We start from the raw sequence: 20,552 nt of genomic DNA on the forward strand, positions 1-20,552 counted from the left end.
AGTAGCCGTTCTTGCGTCCCCCGTGCTGGCGCAAGAAGGCTTCCCGGTCGGCGTCCAGGAGAATCTGCAAGACCTCGGTCACCGTCTGCCTCACCGCTTCCCTTAGCATCACCTGCAAGGTATCCTGGTCCACGGGGTACCTCCTTCCTAATCCTGGTACCCCCCTTTTATACACAAACCCCTACACATAATTCCTTACACGACCGGCCACGCTGTGGAGGATCCAGTAGACGGGGTTTAAGAGGGCGAAGGGCGCCAGGGCGTAGAGCCTGCGCTTAAAGGCCGCCAGCATGTTGAGGTAGATGGCCAAGGCGTTCCCCAGGAGGAGGTTAAACAAGGAAAGGTAGAGGACAAAGGGGGGAAAGTAGGGTTCCAGGGCCTGCGTTCCCGTGAGGAGCCAAAGGAGGAAAAGCCCCCAAAGGAGGGGGGAAAGGAGAAAGGTAAGGGGGGTTCCGGCGATGAGGAGGAAAAAGGCCAGGAACTGGCGTATGCCCACCTGCTTCACGAGCCTAAGGGGCTTACGGCTGTGGACCAGGGCGGTCTGCATGTACCCCTTAATCCAGCGGGAGCGCTGGCGGATCCAGTTGCCCACGTGGTTGTTGGCCTCCTCGTAGGTGGTAGAGTTCACCACGCCCACGGTGTAGCCCCGCATGGCCGCCCGGATGCCGAGATCGGCGTCCTCGGTCACGTTGAAGGGGTCCCAGCCGCCAAGCTCGCGCAGCTTCTCCGTTTTGAAGTGGTTGCTGGTCCCCCCGAGGGGGATGGGGAGGCCGAGGCGGTCCAGGCCCGGGAGAAGGTAGTCAAACCAGTAGGAGTACCCCCCTTTCGGTTATTCACTCCGAGGCCCTTCACGCTGCCACCCTGGCCACCCAGGTGGGAGGCAAGCCCTCCCGGGCTAGAACTTGGGCCACAAAGGAAAAGGCCGTCACCACCGCCGTCACCTGCCGACTAACCGCCTTAAGGCCCCGCACCCGTCGCAAACAAGCTGCCAAACCTAAGGAGCCCTTCAACAAACCAAACACCGTCTCCACCTCCCACCTCCGCCGGTACAACCGACGGTAGGCCCCACGCTGAAGCCGCCTCAAGTTCTCCCCCCTCCTTCTCCCCCTCGGCTTCCCCCGCCTCCGGTTGTGCCCAGAAAGGAGCAAAAGCCCCTTCTCCTCTGCAGCCTGAAAAAGCCCCTCGGCATCGTAGGCAGAATCCCCAAGGAGCAGGGAGGGCTTTTCCCCTTCCCAAGAGGCTATCCCCCGCACAAGAGCCCAGCCCACCGGACCATCGTGCCGGTTAGCCGGGGTCACGGAGGTCAGCCCCGTAGGGGCTATCTTGTGGGCCAGGATCTCCCCCGTGTCCAGGTCCAAAAGCAGGTGGAGCTTATACCCGTAGACCCACTGCCCCTTGGAATCCCTCCCCCAACGGGCTTCGGGGTCCGTGGCCTGAGCAGGCAGGGCGGTGGCGTCTAAGGCCAGGACCCTTCTTTTGGTCTTCTCCCCCCCTTGCCTTTGCCAAAGGGCCTGCCAGGGGAGGTGTTTACTCCGCTCGCTTACCGTGGCCCGGCTGGGAACGCTGGGCAGGCCCAGGGCCCGGCACAGGGAGGGATCTCGTCGGAGTTCCCGCAGCATGCGTTCCACGGACCAGTCCATAAAGGCGCGGTAGACGTGGGTCACGCGAAGCGTACCTTGGGGCGTAGGAGATGGGTGTGGGTGTAGGTTCTGGGGCGACCGGGTTTGGGGCCAGGTTCTGGGACCTGGAGGGAGCGGATCAGTGTGCGCAGTTGCCACTCGGGGAGTTCTGGTAAGCTGGGAGGGGGCTTGGGTGTTCCCACACATTTATCCAAGCCCCTTCCTTATTGGCGTGTCAATGCATATGCAGGTGAATATCCGAAAGGGGGGTAAATGGCTTCTCTTTGAAGCAAACGCCCTGATAGCCCAGCAGGCGTTGGGACGGATGATGGAGGCGTTGGAGATCTTACCCCTGCGCCTGGATGACCTCGAGGCCATCCAGATCCTCCTCCTGGGGATGCAAGGGTGGAGGGGAACTTTAGAGGATGCCAGTGTGGCGCTTCTTGCCCTCAGGCTGAAAGCCCCGGTGTGGACCCTGAACTACCGCGACCCGGAGGCGTTAAAAGGATTATCGTTCTGGGCAAGGGTGACGATTCCCTGGAGCTGGGTTTAGGAACCTGCAACTCCTCGGTGAGGCCGCGCGAGGGTTACCTGAGGACCGCTCGGGGGGATATCTCTTTGCTGCCGTGTAAGTCGCAGAATATCTGCGGAGATCTCGTAGATTTTCCGCGAGGATCGGGTGTACAATCCTCCCATGTACCCCCGCTTTCTCACCCCCCGTCTCCTCGAGGCTCTCCAGGACACCCCCGTGGTTTTTCTGGCCGGGGCCAGGCAGGTGGGGAAGAGCACCCTGGTGCGCAGCCTGGGATACGGCCGCTACCTGACCCTGGACGACCCCCTGGTCTTGGCCTCTGCCCAGCACGACCCCCTGGGCTTCCTTCAGGCGCAGGAAGGCCCTCTGGTCCTGGACGAGGTACAACGGGCTCCCGGCCTTCTTCGGGCCATCAAGCTCCTGGTGGACGAGGACCGGCGGCCAGGTCGGTTCCTGCTCACGGGTTCCGCCAACGTCCTTGTCCTGCCCCAGGCCTCGGGGGAGCTGGTGGGCAGGATGGAGGTCCTCACCCTCTGGCCGCTTTCCCAAGGGGAGCTGGAGGGCAAGGAGGAGAAGTTTCTGGACCTCCTGTTCTCCCCCCGCTTTCCCTCCGCCGGACGGCTGGAGGCTGTGTCCCTGGAGGAGCGGGTGTTTAGAGGTGGGTTTCCCGAGGCCGTGACCCGGAAGGGAAGGCGGCGCCAGGCTTGGTTCGAGGCCTACCTGAAGGTCCTGTTGGAGCGGGACCTGCGGGACCTCTCCCGCATCCACCGGCTTCTGGAGGTGCCCAAGGTCCTGGGCCTTCTGGCCCTCAGGCTGGGAAGTCCCATGAACCAGTCCGAGGTGGCCCGGGGGGCAGGGCTTCCCCTTTCCACCCTTCGGGATTACCTGGCCCTCCTCGAGGCCCTCTTCCTGGTGGTGCGGGTTCCCGCCTGGACCCCGGGGGGTGAGGGCCGTCTGGTGAAGGCGCCCAAGCTCTATTTTGTGGACTCGGGCCTGGCGGCAAGCCTCTTACGCTACGGGGGCCTGGCCCTGGATCAGGCTTCCAGCTTCGGTCCCCTGCTGGAGAACTTCGTGGTGTTGGAGATCCTCAAGGGCCTGGGTTGGAGCCAGGTGGCCCCAAACCTGTACCACTTCCGCACCCACACGGGCCAGGAGGTGGACCTGGTCCTGGAGTGGGAGGGAAGGGTGGTGGGCCTCGAGGTCAAGGCGAGCCGCACCTTGGGGCTAAGAGACTTTTCAGGACTTAAGGCTCTGCGTTCCCTGGCCAAGGATCGCTTCCTAAGGGGTGTGGTCCTTTATGGGGGAGAGGAGATCCTGGCGGTGGAAAGGGACCTGTTAGCGGTTCCCATCCAGGCCCTGTGGCGGCTGACGCCTTAGAAGGGGCTTGGCCCGCATGCGGGCCAGTTCCCGCGCGGACGGCAGAGAGAATTCGGGCGCATTGCTCCGTGTCCTTAATCTGTTTGCCCTTCGCGCAACGCAACCCTAGGCGCCTGAAAGCATATACGAAAGGCCACGGGAACGCTCTTGGCCACCTCCTCCAAAAGCTCCAGGTTACGTAAGATGGCGTCCAGGCGCAGGGGATCCGTGAACACCGTTTCCCGCCCCAAGCCCTGCCGGTAACGGAGGGCCCTAGAGGCAAACTCCCGCATGTCAACAAGGTTTAACCGCCAATCACGCAACTTTTAGGGCCTCCCGCTCCACAAAAGGCTGCACTTCCGGCCGCAGGGTGTGCTCCATGACCAGGTCCACGGGTCTGCCTAGAAGGTCCTCGAGAAAGAGCTTCAGGCCCATGCAGCCCAGAAAGCCCGGGGGACGGGAAAAGCGCACCAAAAGGTCCACGTCGCTTCCCTCACCCGCTTCCCCTCGAGCCGAGGAGCCAAAGAGGTAGAGGGCCTCCACCCCAAAACGCTCCCTCAACTCTGCCCGGTAAGGTCCTATCCTGGCCTTGACTTCCTCGGGCCCCATGGCATTTCCATGGTACTACCTGGCCCCCAAGTCGGCCTGGAAAGAAGTCCCTAGCTCCACACTCTCGTAGATCTTCTCCAGGGAAAGCCCCACGCCCAGGCGGGCGACTCTCCACTTCTCCCTCCTCACGCCTACGGGCGCGTTACAGCTAGCCCTCCGGCCCCTGGAAATGGACCTCCAGCGAAGGCTGGAGGCCCTCCTGGCCGAAGCTTTGGGGGGCTTATCCTACGGGGCAACCTTGTACATTCTCAGGCCATCCCCACGTGCGTGGGGACTACTTGCCCTGCGCATCATCCCACCTCCTCCGATGCGGGCCATCCCCACATGCGTGGGGACTACGGTCGGAGCCACCCCGGTCCCGTAAGTCGTCTCGGGCCATCCCCACATGCGTGGGGACTACGGTGGACGCCCGGGATGCGGTCGTGCTGGCGGCCGGGCCATCCCCACATGCGTGGGGACTACGAGGCGGCTAGAACCAGTCAACCCCTTCATCGCGGGCCATCCCCACATGCGTGGGGACTACCTTGGCCTGCCGGTGAACCTTATCGGCCCTCTCGGGCCATCCCCACATGCGTGGGGACTACTGAGGCGGGGGAACGTCGGAGAAGGGCCAGCCCGGGCCATCCCCACATGCGTGGGGACTACCGCCCGGGAGTGGGCCAGGGCGGTCCGGGGGTAGGGCCATCCCCACATGCGTGGGGACTACACAACCCGCCACTTCGTCTTCTTCTCCATCTCCGGGCCATCCCCACATGCGTGGGGACTACCCTGGCCTTCCCCCGGAGTACCCCCAGGGAAGCGGGCCATCCCCACATGCGTGGGGACTACAGGAGCTCCAGCATGGCCTCGTTCACCCGCTCCGGGCCATCCCCACATGCGTGGGGACTACTAAATGTGCCCGGTGGGCTGGGGCGGAATGGACGGGCCATCCCCACATGCGTGGGGACTACGGAGTACCGGGACATCCTAGAGGGGCGGCGGGTCGGGCCATCCCCACATGCGTGGGGACTACAGGTCGTGGGAGGGAAAGGCCCTGTATCTGACCGGGCCATCCCCACATGCGTGGGGACTACTCCCTCTCCATGTCACTCACTCTCCGCCAGGCGGGCCATCCCCACATGCGTGGGGACTACGCCACGGTGGCGCTATCGTCCGGGGTCCAGGTCGGGCCATCCCCACATGCGTGGGGACTACGGCGTGCCTGGGGAGGAGATCGCCGTGTGCTCGGGCCATCCCCACATGCGTGGGGACTACGGCCGCACCCTCCAGCCCGATGAGGCTAGGAGAGGGCCATCCCCACATGCGTGGGGACTACACGATGTTAGCCACCACCCGGTCCCCCTTCTCCGGGCCATCCCCACATGCGTGGGGACTACTAAATGTGCCCGGTGGGCTGGGGCGGAATGGACGGGCCATCCCCACATGCGTGGGGACTACGACAGGATATTCACGCTTACACAGCCAAACTCCGGGCCATCCCCACATGCGTGGGGACTACACGTAGACGGGAGCCAGCACGATGACCTTCACCGGGCCATCCCCACATGCGTGGGGACTACTTGCCGAAGCGATTGAGAACGCCCTGCTCGCCGGGCCATCCCCACATGCGTGGGGACTACTATGGATCTCCGATCCTCGCTGAAGGTGTGGGAGGGCCATCCCCACATGCGTGGGGACTACTCTTCTTTGATCTCGTCGCCTCGGACCTCTACCGGGCCATCCCCACATGCGTGGGGACTACGGATGCCTGACGGGGTAGACTCTGACCCACGTCGGGCCATCCCCACATGCGTGGGGACTACCCCGGTATCCCGGTTGGCAACCACAAAGGGGTCGGGCCATCCCCACATGCGTGGGGACTACACCACGGCGCGGGCCTCGAGGGTCAGCGCCCACGGGCCATCCCCACATGCGTGGGGACTACGCAAACACGTAAACTAGAGGAGATTGCAGAGATGGGCCATCCCCACATGCGTGGGGACTACACTCCGGTCCACGAGGCTGGCGTAGACTAACGCCGGGCCATCCCCACATGCGTGGGGACTACTTCCGTCAGGAGTTCCTGGCGGAGTTCGTGGACGGGCCATCCCCACATGCGTGGGGACTACACATGACCTAGACGGCAAAAACCCCCGCTGACCCCCCTCTATGTGTCTGTAAAGGGGGCTATTCCAGACAATAGGCCCGTTTAAAGCCTCGAACCCCGTGAGAAGCGAGGGATGTTTTGTCAAGAACCCCCCCTGCCCCAAGGTGCCCTGAACGTCTAGCTAGGGATAGGGCAGGTAACCCCAGTATAGCGGAACTTGGGCTATAATGCTTCCAACTATGGACCCGAAGTCCAAGGCGGAACGGTTTTTGTCCCTGGTGGAGCGCCTTAGCCTTCGCCCGCACCGGGTTTCCGAACTGGCCCAGCTTTACGGTGTGAGCGTGCGCACCGTGGAGCGGGACCTCGAGGCCCTGTCCCATGCCGGTTACAGGATAGAGCAGCTTGGCCGCGGCCTTTACCGCATTCCGGACCGACCTCCCACCTTGCATCCGGTGGAGGCCCTAGCCCTTTTCGCTGCCGGGAGGCTCTTATATCATCAGGCCCCGACCCGCCAGTATGAGAACGCCTTGGAGAAGCTGGCCAAAATGCTTCCCGAGCCTTTGAGGTCCTTGCTTTTGAAAAGCACCCAGGGGCTAGAGGAACGCCGGGGAGATTCCCGCACCCTGGAAATGGTGGCCCGGGCGCTTTTGGAGCGCAGGGTTCTGGCTTTTGAGTACCGCTCGGGTGGTTCCAAAAACTGGCGCCCCAAGGAGGTCTTGGTGTACTTCCTCGAGGCCAACCGCACCAACCTGGGCCTTTACGCCATCGGGTACGAGCGCACATACCACCGCCAGATTCTTACCTTCAAACTAAACCGCATGCGCAACGCCCGCCTTTTGGAGGAGACCTACGAGTTTCCAGAGGACTTTGACCCCAACGTCTACCTGCGCCAGGCCTGGGGGGTGGTGGGGGCCCGGGAGGAAACCGTGGAAGTCCGCCTCCGCTTTGCTCCAGAGGCAGCCTGGCGGGCCCTCGAGGGGGATTATCCCGGTCTTACGGTGGATAAGGAGCTTCCCGACGGGAGCCTTTTGGCTCGTCTCAAGGCGGTCCCGTTCAAGGGTGGGGTGCCCTGGGAGGTGCTTTCCTGGGTTCAAAGCTTTGGGCCTCGGGTGGAGGTGCTCTCGCCTCCTGAACTCCGCAGCCTGTGGCTGGAAGAGGCCCGTCAGGTTTTGGCCAAGGCGACAGAGTCTGTCGGGATAAGGGGATAGGGTGGGAACATGGAGGTGCAAACCCAAGCCTTAACACTTTGGGCCAAAAGCGGGGACCCCTTTCACCCCTTGCTGGCTCACATGCTGGACACCGCGGCGGTGGCCTGGGCCATCCTGGAAAGGGAGCCCGGGCGCACTCGAAAGCTCTATGCCACAGACTGGAACCTGGGCGAGAAAGAGGCGTTGCCTTGGGTGGCCTTTCTGGCAGGGCTTCACGATCTGGGCAAGGCCAGCCCGGTTTTTCAGGCCGCCTGGGATGAGGGGGCTAAGCGGGTGTGGGATGCGGGCCTCACCTGGGACGAGGAGCTGGTTCGGGAGCAGTGGGTTGCGCATGGGGTCTTTACGGAGCTGTATGTAAAGGACGTCTTGAAAAGGCACGGGCTCCCCTTGCGACTGGCGGACCCGCTGGCCAAGGGTTTAGGGGCCCACCATGGATTCCTGGCGCAGGGCGAGGAACTCAAAACCGCCCGTCTTCATGTGAAGTCCGAAGCTTCAACGTGGCAAGAGGTTAGGGATCATTTGGCCCTGAGGCTGGCCCAGTCCTTGGGCCTGAATTTGCCTTTGGTGCTCCCAGTGGAAGATGCGGAGGCACCTGCCATTCTGCGGGTCATGGCCCTGGCCTCCTTTGCCGACTGGATTGCCTCCGACCCCCGGTTCTTCCCCTACGGCAGGGATCCCGAGGCATTGGAGTACTGGCAGGACGCCCTGGAACTGGCCCGCAAGGCCCTCGAGGACCTCCCCTGGCCCAGGGTCAGCCCAAGGGGGGTGAGGCGCTTTGAGGAACTCTTCCCCTTTTCGCCCAACCCCCTTCAGTCCAGCGTCCCGGAGCTTTTGGAGAAAACCCCTGGGGATTCGGTTCTCCTCTTGGTGGAGGCCCCCATGGGTTTGGGGAAGACCGAGGCCGCCCTTTACGCTTCGCACCTCTTGAGGGAACGCTTGGACCACCGGGGCCTTTACGTGGCCCTGCCCACCCAGGCCACGGCCAACGGCCTCTTTAACAGGATCAGGGAGTTCCTGGAGCGGCTTTCGGGAGGGGAGCGGTGGGAGCTCCAGCTTCAGCATGGGGCGGCGCTCTTGAACCCCCAGTACGCCGAGCTCTTGGAGCGGGCCAGGCCCATGGAGGTGTACGACATCGAGCTGGAGCGGAATCCAGGCCAGGAATCCGGTGGTGTGGCCGCTTCCACCTGGTTTTCCGCCAAGAAGCGGGCTATGTTGGCGGGGCATGGGGTGGGAACCTTAGACCAGGCGCTCCTTGGCGTCCTAAAGGTGAAGCACCACTTCATTCGTCTGTGGGGCCTGATGAACCGCGTGGTGGTGCTAGACGAGGTGCACGCCTACGACACGTACACCTCCGGCCTCCTGAAGTCCCTTTTGCTCTGGCTTAGGGCCCTGGGTTCCAGCGTGATCCTGATGACGGCCACCCTTCCCAAGAAGAAGCGGGAGGAGCTGCTTTCCGCCTGGGGAGTGGGAGGGGTGGAGCTTCCTCCGTACCCTAGGGTGGCCGCTTTTTCCGGGGGTGGGTTGCTGGGTGCCCGCCACGTGCCCTTAGAGGAGAAGACCTTGCACCTCCAAGGGGCTCCCACGGAGGTTTCCCAGGTGGCTGAAGCCCTGAAAGAGCAGCTACCCGGTGCCCTCGGGGCCATTGTGAACACGGTGGATCGGGCGCAAGCCCTCTACCAGGCCTTGGGCGAGGGGGAGCGGCTTACGCTGGATGAGCTTCTGGACTCCTTCGGGGCCGGGCCCAACCAGGGTGCCTGGCCTGGCCTTTGGGAGATCCGAGAGGAGAAGGGCCGGTGGGTGGTGGGCAAGCGCCTAAAGGATGGAACTTTGGTCTTCCTCCTGCACGCCCGTTTTCCCGCCGAGGAGCGGGCCTTGAGGGAAGCGGTAACCCTGGCCCTTTTCGGCAAGCACGGGCCCCGGCCAGAGAAGGCCATCCTGGTGGCCACCCAGGTGGCGGAACAGAGCCTGGACCTGGACTTTGATCTCCTCTACTCGGACCTGGCGCCCGTTGACCTCCTTTTCCAGCGGGCTGGGCGGCTCCACCGGCATACTCGGAAGCGGCCCGAGGGCCACCAGACCCCGGTGCTTCTGGTAGGCGGGCTCACGGACGAGCCCGAGTTTGGCCGGGAGCTTCACTGGAACAGAGTTTACGAGGACTATGTGCTCCTATCCACCTGGCTTGCCCTTCAGGGAAGGGAAACGGTAAAGGTTCCTGCAGACCTCGAGGGCCTCTTGGAGGAGGTCTACGAGCGCCTGCCAGAGGGGTTCCCCGACAGCTTGAGGGATAGGGCGAGGAAGAGTTACCAGAATCTGATAGACAGGCTGCAAAAAGACGCCAGCATGGCGGGAAACCTTTCCTTGGCCGAGCTGGATAGGCTTCTTTCCCAGCTGGATGCTTCAGCGCTGGCATCGGACTTCCGTCTGGACGATGAGGAGGAAAACGCCAGTACCCAGCGCTTCCTCACCCGCCTGGGGGAACCCTCGGTTTCCGTGGTGCCCCTTTACCGAAGGGGAGAGGAGTGGTTCCTAGATGCCGATGGCCGTCGGCCAGCCAAGATGAAGGGTGACCTGGGGAAGGAGGATGTCCTGGCACTCTGGAGCCGGGCGGTGCGGCTTTCCAGGTTTCCGATTCCCCAGACGCTCTTGGGGGAAAAGCCTCCATCGGCCTGGGCGAAAAGCGGCCTCTTGCGAGGACTCAGGCCGTTAGAGGTGGAGAGGGTGTTTGCTAGGGAGGACTCGGTTTTGAAGGTTGTGGTGGACGAGGAGCTTGGGGTGGTGTATGTTGATGTTTAGTCCCCTGAGTTCGGGGATGGCCCGTGTTTCGCTTTTGAGTTAGCGAGTCCCCACGTTTGTGGGGTTTTTGTTTTTGGGGTGAGCCGGTGCTTAAAGCCAAACACTTGATAAGCGGAGGCGATTAAGCTACCCTTTGGGAAGGATGGGAGCTTGGATTGCCCGAACCCTCATTGCCCAGGAGAGTATGGAAGCTGCCTTAGATGCCATGATGAAGTTCATACAGCTCCATGTGCGTTCCTGTAGGGATTGTGAAGTTCGCCATTTGCTAGAGGACAGCATTGAAGAGGGAAGGGGGATCTTCTACGAGACCTTATGGCAGAAAGAACGCGAGCGTTGGTGCATTCTGTCAACGGGTGATTTGGACTCCGAACTTGATTCCGACAGCGGATGTCGCGAGGGGGACCTAGCCTGAGAAGGAGGGGAGAGGAGATGAGTAAGTTTAACTTGCTTCTGGAACCATGGATACCTGTACTCAGGAACGACAAAGTTGAAGAGGTAGGGGTAAGGGAAGCGCTCGTCAACGCCCACACCATAACCCGCATTGAAACTCCCTTCCCCCTCGAGGAGGCGGCCCTGCACCGCCTGCTCCTGGCGGTGCTCTACCGGGCCCTGCCCCCCGTGAAGGGAAAGTATGATGCTCTGGACCTTTTGGATAGGGGAGAGTTTGACCGGGGTAGCCTCGAGGGGTACCTGGACAAGTATTGGGATCGTTTTTACCTTTTCCACGACACCGCCCCCTTTTTGCAGATCCCCGACCTTCCCCAGGAGGACCTCCTCCCCTGGAGCAAACTCCTCCCCCAGCTGGCCAACGGCAATAACCCCACCCTCTTCGATCACACCGTGGACGAGAACCCTCCTCTGGCTTCCTACGCCGAGGCAGCCCGGGCCCTGGTGGTGCACCAAAGTTTCGCTCCGGGAGGGCTTTTGCGAAGGCTTGGGGTCACATCGGCCAAAGACGCACCCCTGGCCCGCCCGGCGGCCTTCCTGGTCATGGGGGCGAATCTGTTCGAAACCCTGGTGCTGAACCTGGTACCCCAGGGCGATCCCGGCATGCCCGTCTGGGAACGGGAACCCCTTAGGGTGAAGGACGTGGAGAAACACGCCACCAAGTGGTCCCTGAGCGGGGTGAGCTTGGTGTACGTCTGGCCCAGCCGGGGGGTTCGTTTGGTGGACGAGGGCCAGGGGGTAAGGTGGATGGATTATGGCCCCGGGGTGGAACCCCAGGAGGTGGCCTGGCGAGATCCCATGGTGGCCTACCGCCAGGACAAAAAGGGAAGCATCCTTCCCCTGCGTTTGAGCATGGAAAAGAGCTTCTGGCGGGATTTCGGGGCCATGCTACCCGCTGCAGGCGGCACCTGGCCGGCGGTCTTGGTGCATGCGGGAGAGCTGGAGGAGGAGGGTGTTTCCTTCACTCTCCGCGTCCTCGGCCAGGTGTCGGACCAGGCAAAAATCCTGGACATCCGTCGGGAGGTTTATCCCATTCCCAAGGACCTGCTTACCCCGAAGGGCGAGGGTCTTCTCGATAGGGGCCTGAAGGTGGCGGAGGAAGTGGCCAGGGGCCTTAAGCAGGTGGCCTGGCGCGTGGCCCAAGGGGTTCTCGGGAACCGGGATGCTTCCGAGCTGCAAAACTTTGCCAACTCCCTGCCTCTTCTTTCCCTTTACTGGGCTCAGCTGGACTTGGACTTCCCCGACTTCTTAGGTCGTTTGCCTGAACAAGGGGCGTTGGACCTTTGGCGGGAGCGCATCCAGAAGGCCGCTCGAGGTGCCTGGGAAGAAACCCGCCGCTTCGTGGGCACGGAGGCCCGGCACCTCAAGGCCCTGGCGGAGGCGGAGCGGGCTTTCCGTGGCCTACTGGCTGGAATGAAAGAGGAGGTGAAAGGGTGAGCGGTAAGAGGTTCGTGGAATGGCTAAGCGAGCTGAAGTCTCGCCAGGGGTGGACACCGGCCCGGGCAGTCCTGAGGCGGAGCCTGGCCTTTGACCCTGGGGGGTATCCACCGGCTATGCCTTACGTGGAGCCTCTCCTCCAAAACTTGGGCGATGACGGCTGGCGGCGGGAAGCCTATTACCTGGTGGCTGGCCTCTTCGCCCTGAAGGACGGAGAGCACCAGGAGGGACGCACCCTGGCCCGAGCCCTTTGGGAGGCCCGGCAGACTCGGCAGTCCGACAGCTTGGAAAAGCGGTTCCTGGCCCTGTTAGACGCGGATCGGGACCAGATCGCCCACCGCCTTAGGCAAGCGGTAGGCCTGGTGGAGGGGGCTTTGGACTTTGCCCAGCTCCTCGAGGACCTGCTTCGTTGGTTTGACCCCAAGAGAAGGGTGCAGGCCCGCTGGGCTAGGGAGTTTTACGGCGCTCAGGAGTTTGGTCAGGAAGCTTTGGCGGAAGGCCAAGGCTCGTGATGGGGAGGTGAGAACATGAAGCTTTTGGAAGTGCACGTGATTCAGACGGTGGCCCCTAGCAACCTGAACCGGGACGACACGGGAAGCCCCAAGGATGCCCTGTTTGGTGGGTACCGGCGGGCCCGCATCTCCAGCCAGGCTCAGAAGAGGGCGGTGCGGGTGGCCTTCAAGGACTGGCCCTTGCTTTCCGAGGAGGAGCGGGCCGTGCGCACCCGGCGCTTGATGGACGCCCTTTTGGGTAAGCTTTCGGATATTCCCGAGGATCAGGCTCGCCTGGCGGTAGAAAACGCCCTCAACGCCCTGGGTTTTGGCGTTAAGGAGGGAAGGACCGAATACCTCCTCTTCCTGGGGAACTACGAGCTTTCCAGGCTGGCAGAGTTGATACGGAATAACCTGGAAAAGCTTAGCGCCGGTCCCGCCAAGGGCAAGAAGGGTGCGGAGGTGGATGCGGACCTCAAGAAGGCCCTGGAAAGGGTCCTGGACGGGGGCAAGGCGGTGGATCTGGCCCTCTTCGGCCGTATGCTGGCGGACCGGCCTGAGCTCGGGGTGGATGCCGCGGCGCAGGTGGCCCACGCCCTTTCCACCCACAAGGTGGACCGGGAGTTCGACTTCTACACCGCCGTGGATGACCTGAATCCCAAAGAGGACACCGGGGCAGGGATGATGGGGGACGTGGAGTTTTATTCCGCCACCATGTACCGGTACGCGGTGGTGAACCTGGACCAGCTGGCGGCCAACTTGCAAGGGGATGTAGAGCTGGCCCTGAGGGGCGCCCTGGTGTTCCTCGAGGCGTTTGCACTGACCCTCCCTTCGGGCAAGCAGAATAGCTTTGCCGCCCACAACCCGCCCCTGTTCCTGGCCTTTAGGGCTGGGGTAGGCCTGCCCCGCAACCTGGCCACGGCCTTTGAGCGGCCTGTCTGGTCTAAGGACGGCAAGGCCCTCTCCGCCCTTTCCGTGGAGGCCCTGGTGCAGGAGTGGAACAAGTTTGACCGGGCCTATGGCCCCTTAGAGCCCGAGTGGAAGGGTGCTTTAAACCTCACCGAGGCGGAGGTGGTGAACCTTCCCGTGGTGGAGAGTTTGGGATCGTTGAAACAGGAAGCGGAGAAGGCCCTTCGGGAGCTCTTGGCCTTGGGAGGTTAGTATGCCCACGCTCCTGTTGCGGCTTCAAGGCCCCATGCAATCCTGGGGTACCCGGAGCCGCTTTGACCACCGGGACACCTGGCCCTACCCCACCAAAAGCGGGGTCCTGGGCCTTCTGGCAGCGGCCCTGGGGCGGGACCGGGAAGAGGACATCTCCGACCTGGCCGCCCTGCGCATGGGGGTGCGGGTGGACCGGAAGGGAGTGCTGCGGGTGGACTACCAGACGGCCCAGGAGATCATCGCCGCCAGCCTTAAGGCGAAGGTTAACGTGCAGAGCTGGCGCCACTACCTTTCCGATGCCGCTTTCCTGGTGGGCCTCGAGGGCCCTGCTTTCCTTCTCGAGGAGGCCCACCAGGCCCTTTTGAACCCCCGCTATGTGCTGTACCTGGGCCGGAAGGGCTACGTGCCAAGCCCCCCCGTTTACCTGGCGGATGGTGTTAGGGAAGAACCCCTGGAAGTGGCCTTGCGGAACTACCCCTATCTCCTGCGCGAGAAGCCCAAAGAAGACCTCCTCCTGGTCCTCGAGGCCCAGGCGGGGCGTCTGGTCTACGACCAGCCCATAGCGCCCTTTGCCCAGCGCCGGTTTGGAGCCCGCTACGTTCGGGAGGAGGTGCTTTCTAAGGACCAGATCCAGGTGAAGGGGGAGGATTCCCTGGGAGAGGACCATGTGGATTAGCAAGCTCAAGCTGGACCTGCGCTCCAAGGCCGTCCGGAGGGACCTGGCCAGTCCCTACGAGATGCACCGCACCCTGTCCCGGGCGGTATCCCAGGCCTTGAAGGAGGGGAAAGAGCGGCTTCTTTGGCGCCTAGAACCCACCCGGGGTACGGAACCGCCGGTGGTCCTGGTCCAGACCCTAACCCTACCGGACTGGGATGCCCTGGAGAAGGGTTATGCCGAGGTGTATCCGCCCAAGCCCTTCCAACCCGCTCTGCGGGAGGGCCAGATCCTACGCTTTCGCCTGAGGGCCAATCCCAGCAAGCGGGCCCGGGACAGGGGAGAGCGTATAGCCCTCAAAACCCGGGAGGAAAAGCTGGTCTGGCTGGTCCGAAAGTTTGAGGAAGGAGGGTTTCGCTTGAGGGAGGAAGGAGGCCAGTACCTGGCCGCCATTCGCCAGGATACCTTCTTGGAGATACCTAAGGCAGGCCACCTGATTCAGGTTCAGGCCGTGCTGTTTGAAGGGGTCCTCGTGGTGGTGGACCCCGCCAAGGCCCTGGAGACTCTGAAACGGGGGATTGGCCCTGGCAAAGCCTTGGGGCTCGGCCTCCTTTCCCTGCACCCTTAAAGGGAAGATGCCACCGGTACCGAGTGCCCGCAACCTGAAGGAGCTTCCGAAGTTTCGCGATGGCCTTACCTACCTCTACGTGGAGCACGCCTTCATTGAGCAGGAAGCCCAGGGAATCGGCATCTATGACCAGCAGGGGCTCACCTTGGTACCGGTGGCGGCCTTGGGGGTGCTCTTTTTGGGGCCAGGGACCCGTATTACCCATGCGGCCATAAGAACGTTGGCCGCAAACGGATGCACCGTGGCCTGGGTGGGGGAGGGGCTGGCCCGCTTTTATGCCCAGGGTCTAGGGGATACGAGAAGCGCCCTCAGGCTTCAAAGGCAGGCTCGGGCTTGGGCAGACCCCAAGCTCCACCTGGAGGTGGTTTTCCGCCTCTACCAAAAGCGCTTTCAGGAACCCTTGCCCAGGGACTTCAGCCTGGAGCAGGTGCGGGGCCTCGAAGGGGTGCGGGTGCGGGCCGCGTACACCCGCTGGAGCCGGGAAACCGGGGTTCCCTGGCAAGGGCGCAGTTACGATCGCCGCAACTGGGCGGCCTCGGATCCCGTAAACCGTGCCCTTTCCTCTGGGGCTGCGTATCTTTATGGCCTTGCCCATGCCGCCATTGTTTCCAGCGGCTTCAGCCCCGCCCTGGGCTTCATCCATACGGGCAAGCTTCTCTCTTTCGTGTACGACGTAGCTGATCTCTACAAGACCGAGGTTTTGGTCCCAGCCGCCTTTCTAACGGTTGCCGAAGGGGACCATCAGGTGGAGCGGCGCGTGCGGCAAAAGCTCAGGGAGGCGATCCTCGAGGCGAGGCTCCTTGAACGGATGGTGGAGGATCTCCTCGACCTTTTCGCAGGCTTGGGCCTGCCAGAGGAAGAGGTGGACGAGGAGGACCCGACCCGTCCGGGTGGCCTGTGGGACCCGGAGGGAGTGGTGGAGGGTGGGGTGGCCTATGGTGGTGATGATCCTGGAGAGGGTGCCGAGGAGCCTGAGGGGTGAGCTTACTCGGTGGCTGGTGGAGGTGGATACTGGGGTTTTCGTGGGCCGGGTGAGCGCTGCGGTGCGGGAACTCTTGTGGGAGAAGGTGGTGGAAAAAGCGGGTGAGGGCCGCTGCGCCATGGCCTGGCGCACGAATAACGAGCAGGGCTTCGCCCTCCGGCTGCACGGGTATCAGGACCGGGTCCTCAGGGATTTTGATGGTATAGTGCTGGTAGCGGTGCGCAACGCCGAGGCTATGCGAAAGGCGGATAAGTTAAATGGCATAGCCCGGTTCGCACGCGGGGATCTTGACAGTTAATCCTTAGACTGGCTCCCTTTATATACACATAGAGGGGGGTCAGCGGGGGTTTTTGCCGTCTGGATCATGTGTAGTCCCCACACGCGTGGGGATGGCCCGACATGGTCCTTCCCGTCGGCGTTCGCCGCTCCGTAGTCCCCACACGCGTGGGGATGGCCCGAGGTGTGGTATGCTCAAAGCGATGGAGGAGAAGTAGTCCCCACACGCGTGGGGATGGCCCGCTTTCGCGAAAACTGGGGCGGCAAAGCTAAGGGTAGTCCCCACACGCGTGGGGATGGCCCGAAGGGCCGGGCGGGGAGCTCCACCTGGCTGGCGTAGTCCCCACACGCGTGGGGATGGCCCGAGGGCACGGACGAGTGGAGACGCTACGCGGATGTAGTCCCCACACGCGTGGGGATGGCCCGAGTTGAAACTTTTCAACTCATCCTTTACAAATGTAGTCCCCACACGCGTGGGGATGGCCCGAGGAGAGGGTAGACCATTGGACGTTTAGCCCCGTAGTCCCCACACGCGTGGGGATGGCCCGGAACATGACCGCTGGCCTGGCGGAATCCACCGTAGTCCCCACACGCGTGGGGATGGCCCGAGAGGGTGGCCCATTGGGAGGCGGCAAAGCGCGTAGTCCCCACACGCGTGGGGATGGCCCGTTAACCCCCAAGGCAGTCCAGGGAGCCATCTCCGTAGTCCCCACACGCGTGGGGATGGCCCGTCATGACCGACGCCGCCCGGCACGGGGACACGGTAGTCCCCACACGCGTGGGGATGGCCCGGAGGCAAAGATGCAGGAGGCGTTCAACCGGATGTAGTCCCCACACGCGTGGGGATGGCCCGTTAACCCCCAAGGCAGTCCAGGGAGCCATCTCCGTAGTCCCCACACGCGTGGGGATGGCCCGCAACTGACGCAACTCGCAAGCGAAGGGGTGGTGTAGTCCCCACACGCGTGGGGATGGCCCGAGTTGGGACCGCTTAACGCTCAATAATCCAGCGTAGTCCCGATACGGGCGGCGATGGCCCGGTAAGGGGAGCAGTGAAAAGGCTTTTGCGCAAGCGCTAGAGGGCAAGTAGCTTCTCGAGGGCCTTGAGGTAACGGCCCTGTCAAGGAGCCCTCCCCACCGGGTTTGGGGCCACTCTCCGCTTAGGGATGCGGGCTCAAGCCTAATACCCTCCCCGGGCTAAAGCACTGGGTGTGGTGCGCGAAAGCTACGTTTCGCGAACAAAAGGAGATAGGGGAGAACGGCCCTCGATAGGCTTCCGTCAAACCGGGGGCTCCGGTAGGGGCATGTGCCGGAGTACAGTAAAAGGTGGTGGACCAGGTAAGGGAGCGCCAGGTGCTCTTTGTCCTGGAACCTCCAGGGTAATCAGGGAAGGCGGTGAACTTCAAAGAGCCAGGATGGGCTTTCTAACCCGGGTCGTTTTCCAGGAAAGCCATAGTCCTGCCAAAAGTGATACCTTGTAGCTAAGATGGACCACTTCGACCACCTCTACCTCACCCTCCCCCGTCGCCTCGAGGTCCTCATCCAGGAGATCCACCACCTCGAGGCCCGCATGGCCGAGGAACGCAAAGCTCTTGAAGCCATGGTCCCCGTGCCCGTGCACTGGCGCAAGGTGAAATGCGGGAAGGATAGATGCAAGCGGTGCCCGCATGGTCCCTACCCCTATCTCCGGGTGAAGAAGGAGGGCAAATGGCGGTGGAAGTACCTGGGCAAGGATTGGCAGCCCCCGGAGGGGTTCACCCGGGCCGGCGAGTTTCAGGAACGGCTTGGCCGCTACCGCCGGATCGTGGAGAGGCTGGTGGAGCTGAGGGAGAAGCTGAGGGAACTGGAAAGGGGGCTTGAACCGTGAACGCACCTTGGGGTTGACTTGGGGGCTAAGTAGTACCATGGGTATGCCATGGGGCCCGAGGAAGTAAAGGCCAGGATAGGACCTTACCGGGCAGAGTTGAGGGAGCGTTTTGGGGTGGAGGCCCTCTACCTCTTTGGCTCCTCGGCTCGAGGGGAAGCGCGAGAGGGAAGCGACGTGGACCTTTTGGTGCGCTTTTCCCGTCCCCCGGGCTTCCTGGGCTACATGGGCCTGAAGCTCTTTCTTGAGGACCTTCTAGGGAGACCTGTGGACCTGGTCATGGAGCATACCCTACGGCCGGAAGTGCGGCCTTTTGTGGAGCGGGAGGCCTTAAAAGTTGCGTGATTGGCGGTTATACCTTGTTGACATGAGGGAGTTTGCCTCCAGGGCCCTCCGCTATCGGCAGGGTTTGGAGCGGGAAGCGGTGTTCACGGATCCCATGCGCCTGGACGCCATCCTGCGTAACCTGGAGCTCTTGGGGGAGGCAGCCAAGAGGATTCCTCCGGCCTTTCGTGAACGTTATCCTGAGGTTCCCTGGCGGGAAATAGCTGGCCTCAGGGATGTTTTGGCCCACGACTATTTTGGCCTAGACCAGGACATTCTTTGGGAAGTTCTGACGGAACATCTTCCTCGGCTTTTGGTGCAGTTGGAGCAGATTCTTGCTGAAGAAGAAGGATCGGTCTAGGTTTGTGTCCTAGGGAGTGAAGACCAAGCCAACCCGTAATTCAAGGTGGCGCTCTTCAAGTAGCGCTATCGGGGTGTTAGGAGTAACCGCGTCCAGGTAGTGCTCGTTGTTGTTGGAGTCCACCACCCGCACCACTTGGATTAAGAAGGGATCGAAGCGCAACTGATTGTTGCCCCCGTCGGTGGCCACTAAGGAAACAGCGGTGGCTCTACGAGGGATGATCTTTCGCACGTTGTGCCGAAGGGGTGCGATCTCTCTACGGAGGTTATCCAAAAGCTCTCGATCCGCCTTGACACAGGCTTTGATGGCTTCGGCTAGCTCATCCCGGCTTTTGGGCTCGATCATGACCAAAATGATTTTATCACAATCGTTTGTCACAATTCGCCTCCCAAAGCGAACTCTTCAGGGAGGTGTGGGAAACCATGCCTCGGTCGTGTCAAGATTTATGTGTAAGCGTCTGTGTACGGGGGGCATACCTTTCCCGAAGCATCCCTTCCAACACCTCCTGCACCTCGGCAACACCCTTCAACCTCCGCTCCGCCCACCTCCCTTCCTGCCGCTCAGACTCCAGGTACAAAAGCTTGTACACCGCCTCTCCCTTGGGAAACTTGTGGTCCCGCACCTTCGTCCCACGCCTCACTTCCCGAATAAACCGCTCCATCAGGTTAGTGCTGCGAAGATAGGGCCAGAGCACCTGGGGGTAATCGTAGGTCAGCCCCAAAGGGGCTACCTTGAAGCGAAGCAGGGCCCCCGAGTTCTCCCACCAGGCCGCCACCAGGGAGGGGTACCGGGCTCCCCAGGCCTCCTTGAGCCTCTCCAAGGCCTCAAGGGCTTCCACCCGGCTCCTCGCCCCGTAGATCCCCTTCAGGTCCTGAGCCAGCAAGGCCCGGTCCCGGGAACGCACCTGGGCCAGGCTGGAGCGCACCCTATGCACCACGCACACCTGCCACTGGGCCAGGGGATACACCCGGCGGATCGCCTCTTCCATCCCGGGTAGGCCATCGGTGATGAAGAGCAAAACCCGCCGCAGGCCCCTTTGCCATAGTTCCCTCAAGCTAGCCCTATCGGGCTGACCAAGACCTCTTCCCAGGCAGTGGCGCTTTCCGTAGGCAAAAGCCAAAAGCCCAGAACCTGCCTCTGCCCACCAGGGGTGACGCCTAGAGCCACATAGACCGCCTCCCGCTCCACCCCAATCCCCTCCCTTAGGACCTTCAAGAAGAAACCGTCCAGGTAGACCCAGGCCATATCTTCCGGTATAGGCCTATGACGGAAGGCCTCCACCTCCTTCAGCACCTGGTCGGTAAGGGCGCTGATGGTCTCGTGGGTGTAGCGGTGGCCCAGAAGCAGGCTCAGGTCGTGTAAGGAATTATGTGTAACCCAAGTTGCTACCCAAGCATTTGTTGAGCCAAGAGATTTAGGTTGTGGGCCAAGATGAAGGAGAGCACCTTGATCACAAAACCCTCCTGGGTCACCGCATGGATGCGCCGCGGGAAGAGGGCATGGAGCATACTGCCCACCGTCTCCACCACCCCCTAGGTGTTTCCCTCACGGGAAAGCAGCCGCCCCACAATGGCCAGGTACTGCAACCAAGGCACATACCGCCGGCTGTTCCTTCTACGGATGACCATGGGCACAATCCCCCCCGCCTCCCGGAGGAGGTCTCCAAGGTAGCCCTTCGGGCTGACCATAGAAGTGGCTTTCGTACCCCCGGTCCAGGTAGAGCTCC

At 62.4% G+C, this 20,552-nt stretch carries 19 protein-coding genes, 2 pseudogenes and 2 CRISPR repeat arrays; of the genes and pseudogenes, 14 read left to right on the plus strand and 7 right to left on the minus strand.

The genetic code is table 11. The features are described from left to right. Positions 1-181 precede the first annotated feature (181 nt). Positions 182-784, minus strand: coding sequence for a glycosyltransferase family 2 protein (locus AC27GT_RS06500; protein ID WP_487223765.1), 603 nt, complete (start codon positions 782-784; stop codon positions 182-184). A 64-nt stretch (positions 785-848) separates the two neighbouring features. Continuing rightward, the gene (locus AC27GT_RS06505) at positions 849-1,640 is read right to left on the minus strand and encodes a transposase (protein ID WP_487223763.1); all 792 of its coding nucleotides are present in this window, start codon (positions 1,638-1,640) and stop codon (positions 849-851) included. Positions 1,641-1,956: 316 nt separating this feature from the next. Between AC27GT_RS06505 and AC27GT_RS06510 the strand changes: the two genes are divergently transcribed. Continuing rightward, the gene (locus tag AC27GT_RS06510) at positions 1,957-2,172 is read left to right on the plus strand and encodes a hypothetical protein (RefSeq protein ID WP_234944411.1); all 216 of its coding nucleotides are present in this window, start codon (positions 1,957-1,959) and stop codon (positions 2,170-2,172) included. Positions 2,173-2,313: 141 nt separating this feature from the next. Beyond that, positions 2,314-3,528, plus strand: a complete 1,215-nt coding sequence (locus tag AC27GT_RS06515; protein ID WP_487223764.1) for an ATP-binding protein — start codon at positions 2,314-2,316, stop codon at positions 3,526-3,528. 74 nt (positions 3,529-3,602) lie between these two features. Here the strand turns inward: AC27GT_RS06515 and AC27GT_RS06520 are convergent, their stop codons facing one another. Then, the gene (locus AC27GT_RS06520) at positions 3,603-3,800 is read right to left on the minus strand and encodes a ribonuclease HepT family protein (protein WP_015717154.1); all 198 of its coding nucleotides are present in this window, start codon (positions 3,798-3,800) and stop codon (positions 3,603-3,605) included. A gap of 22 nt (positions 3,801-3,822) precedes the next feature. Further along, positions 3,823-4,116 carry a nucleotidyltransferase family protein gene (locus AC27GT_RS06525; protein WP_015717153.1) on the minus strand — a complete coding sequence of 98 codons (294 nt, stop codon included), beginning with the start codon at positions 4,114-4,116 and terminating at the stop codon, positions 3,823-3,825. A gap of 249 nt (positions 4,117-4,365) precedes the next feature. Next, positions 4,366-6,224: a CRISPR direct-repeat array (repeat unit 29 nt; unit sequence CGGGCCATCCCCACATGCGTGGGGACTAC). A 217-nt stretch (positions 6,225-6,441) separates the two neighbouring features. Here AC27GT_RS06525 and AC27GT_RS06530 point away from each other — a divergent pair. The 12 genes from AC27GT_RS06530 to AC27GT_RS06585 all read left to right on the plus strand — a co-directional run bounded on the left by AC27GT_RS06530 (position 6,442) and on the right by AC27GT_RS06585 (position 18,826). Beyond that, positions 6,442-7,410, plus strand: coding sequence for a helix-turn-helix transcriptional regulator (locus AC27GT_RS06530; protein WP_015717149.1), 969 nt, complete (start codon positions 6,442-6,444; stop codon positions 7,408-7,410). A gap of 9 nt (positions 7,411-7,419) precedes the next feature. Then, positions 7,420-10,203 (plus strand): CRISPR-associated helicase Cas3', encoded by a 2,784-nt coding sequence (gene cas3, locus AC27GT_RS06535; protein WP_126178456.1) that lies wholly within the window; start codon positions 7,420-7,422, stop codon positions 10,201-10,203. A 429-nt stretch (positions 10,204-10,632) separates the two neighbouring features. Then, complete coding sequence (casA, locus tag AC27GT_RS06540) at positions 10,633-12,087, plus strand: type I-E CRISPR-associated protein Cse1/CasA (protein ID WP_015717147.1); 1,455 nt, start codon at positions 10,633-10,635, stop codon at positions 12,085-12,087. Next, positions 12,084-12,599: a type I-E CRISPR-associated protein Cse2/CasB gene (gene casB / locus AC27GT_RS06545; protein ID WP_015717146.1), complete on the plus strand. Its 516-nt coding sequence runs from the start codon at positions 12,084-12,086 to the stop codon at positions 12,597-12,599. The genes casA and casB overlap by 4 nt, the downstream gene beginning before the upstream one ends. A gap of 15 nt (positions 12,600-12,614) precedes the next feature. Further along, entirely contained in the window at positions 12,615-13,739 is a 1,125-nt protein-coding gene (gene cas7e / locus AC27GT_RS06550; RefSeq protein ID WP_015717145.1) for a type I-E CRISPR-associated protein Cas7/Cse4/CasC, read from the plus strand. A 1-nt stretch (position 13,740) separates the two neighbouring features. Beyond that, entirely contained in the window at positions 13,741-14,415 is a 675-nt protein-coding gene (gene cas5e / locus AC27GT_RS06555; RefSeq protein WP_015717144.1) for a type I-E CRISPR-associated protein Cas5/CasD, read from the plus strand. Continuing rightward, a complete protein-coding gene (gene cas6e, locus AC27GT_RS06560) occupies positions 14,405-15,022 on the plus strand; it encodes a type I-E CRISPR-associated protein Cas6/Cse3/CasE (RefSeq protein WP_015717143.1) in 618 nt (205 codons plus the stop codon). Before cas5e ends, cas6e begins: the two co-directional genes overlap by 11 nt. A 7-nt stretch (positions 15,023-15,029) precedes the next feature. Then, positions 15,030-16,004: a type I-E CRISPR-associated endonuclease Cas1e gene (cas1e, locus tag AC27GT_RS06565; RefSeq protein WP_015717142.1), complete on the plus strand. Its 975-nt coding sequence runs from the start codon at positions 15,030-15,032 to the stop codon at positions 16,002-16,004. Beyond that, entirely contained in the window at positions 15,958-16,302 is a 345-nt protein-coding gene (cas2e, locus tag AC27GT_RS06570; protein WP_015717141.1) for a type I-E CRISPR-associated endoribonuclease Cas2e, read from the plus strand. The genes cas1e and cas2e overlap by 47 nt, the downstream gene beginning before the upstream one ends. Before the next feature lie 70 nt (positions 16,303-16,372). Continuing rightward, a CRISPR array of direct repeats spans positions 16,373-17,317; the repeat unit is 29 nt; unit sequence GTAGTCCCCACACGCGTGGGGATGGCCCG. 446 nt (positions 17,318-17,763) lie between these two features. After that, on the plus strand, positions 17,764-18,144 hold the full coding sequence (locus AC27GT_RS06575) for a DUF6788 family protein (RefSeq protein ID WP_015717140.1): 381 nt from the start codon (positions 17,764-17,766) through the stop codon (positions 18,142-18,144). A 48-nt stretch (positions 18,145-18,192) separates the two neighbouring features. Beyond that, a complete protein-coding gene (locus tag AC27GT_RS06580) occupies positions 18,193-18,486 on the plus strand; it encodes a nucleotidyltransferase family protein (RefSeq protein ID WP_015717139.1) in 294 nt (97 codons plus the stop codon). Between the two features lie 22 nt (positions 18,487-18,508). Beyond that, complete coding sequence (locus AC27GT_RS06585) at positions 18,509-18,826, plus strand: HepT-like ribonuclease domain-containing protein (protein ID WP_041438342.1); 318 nt, start codon at positions 18,509-18,511, stop codon at positions 18,824-18,826. Positions 18,827-18,835: 9 nt separating this feature from the next. Here AC27GT_RS06585 and AC27GT_RS06590 read toward each other — a convergent pair whose 3' ends face one another. The 3 genes and pseudogenes from AC27GT_RS06590 to AC27GT_RS06600 all read right to left on the minus strand — a co-directional run. Beyond that, the gene (locus tag AC27GT_RS06590; RefSeq protein ID WP_148228653.1) at positions 18,836-19,171 is read right to left on the minus strand and encodes a hypothetical protein; all 336 of its coding nucleotides are present in this window, start codon (positions 19,169-19,171) and stop codon (positions 18,836-18,838) included. A gap of 91 nt (positions 19,172-19,262) precedes the next feature. After that, a pseudogene (locus AC27GT_RS06595) lies at positions 19,263-20,179 on the minus strand (IS256 family transposase); the annotation flags it as partial. Positions 20,180-20,211: 32 nt separating this feature from the next. Continuing rightward, positions 20,212-20,552: pseudogene (locus AC27GT_RS06600) on the minus strand (IS982 family transposase); the annotation flags it as partial.

Source organism: Thermus sp. KWY1 (assembly GCF_057547025.1).

Coding starts and splice junctions, on each gene's coding strand:
- AC27GT_RS06505 (WP_487223763.1), bottom strand. CDS start 1,640: ATGGACTGGTCCGTGGAACGCATGCTGCGGGAACTCCGACGAGATCCC.
- AC27GT_RS06515 (WP_487223764.1), top strand. CDS start 2,314: ATGTACCCCCGCTTTCTCACCCCCCGTCTCCTCGAGGCTCTCCAGGAC.
- AC27GT_RS06520 (WP_015717154.1), bottom strand. CDS start 3,800: ATGCGGGAGTTTGCCTCTAGGGCCCTCCGTTACCGGCAGGGCTTGGGG.
- AC27GT_RS06525 (WP_015717153.1), bottom strand. CDS start 4,116: ATGGGGCCCGAGGAAGTCAAGGCCAGGATAGGACCTTACCGGGCAGAG.
- AC27GT_RS06530 (WP_015717149.1), top strand. CDS start 6,442: ATGGACCCGAAGTCCAAGGCGGAACGGTTTTTGTCCCTGGTGGAGCGC.
- cas3 (WP_126178456.1), top strand. CDS start 7,420: ATGGAGGTGCAAACCCAAGCCTTAACACTTTGGGCCAAAAGCGGGGAC.
- casA (WP_015717147.1), top strand. CDS start 10,633: ATGAGTAAGTTTAACTTGCTTCTGGAACCATGGATACCTGTACTCAGG.
- cas7e (WP_015717145.1), top strand. CDS start 12,615: ATGAAGCTTTTGGAAGTGCACGTGATTCAGACGGTGGCCCCTAGCAAC.
- cas5e (WP_015717144.1), top strand. CDS start 13,741: ATGCCCACGCTCCTGTTGCGGCTTCAAGGCCCCATGCAATCCTGGGGT.
- cas6e (WP_015717143.1), top strand. CDS start 14,405: ATGTGGATTAGCAAGCTCAAGCTGGACCTGCGCTCCAAGGCCGTCCGG.
- cas1e (WP_015717142.1), top strand. CDS start 15,030: ATGCCACCGGTACCGAGTGCCCGCAACCTGAAGGAGCTTCCGAAGTTT.
- cas2e (WP_015717141.1), top strand. CDS start 15,958: ATGGTGGTGATGATCCTGGAGAGGGTGCCGAGGAGCCTGAGGGGTGAG.
- AC27GT_RS06575 (WP_015717140.1), top strand. CDS start 17,764: ATGGACCACTTCGACCACCTCTACCTCACCCTCCCCCGTCGCCTCGAG.
- AC27GT_RS06580 (WP_015717139.1), top strand. CDS start 18,193: ATGGGGCCCGAGGAAGTAAAGGCCAGGATAGGACCTTACCGGGCAGAG.
- AC27GT_RS06585 (WP_041438342.1), top strand. CDS start 18,509: ATGAGGGAGTTTGCCTCCAGGGCCCTCCGCTATCGGCAGGGTTTGGAG.
- AC27GT_RS06590 (WP_148228653.1), bottom strand. CDS start 19,171: ATGATCGAGCCCAAAAGCCGGGATGAGCTAGCCGAAGCCATCAAAGCC.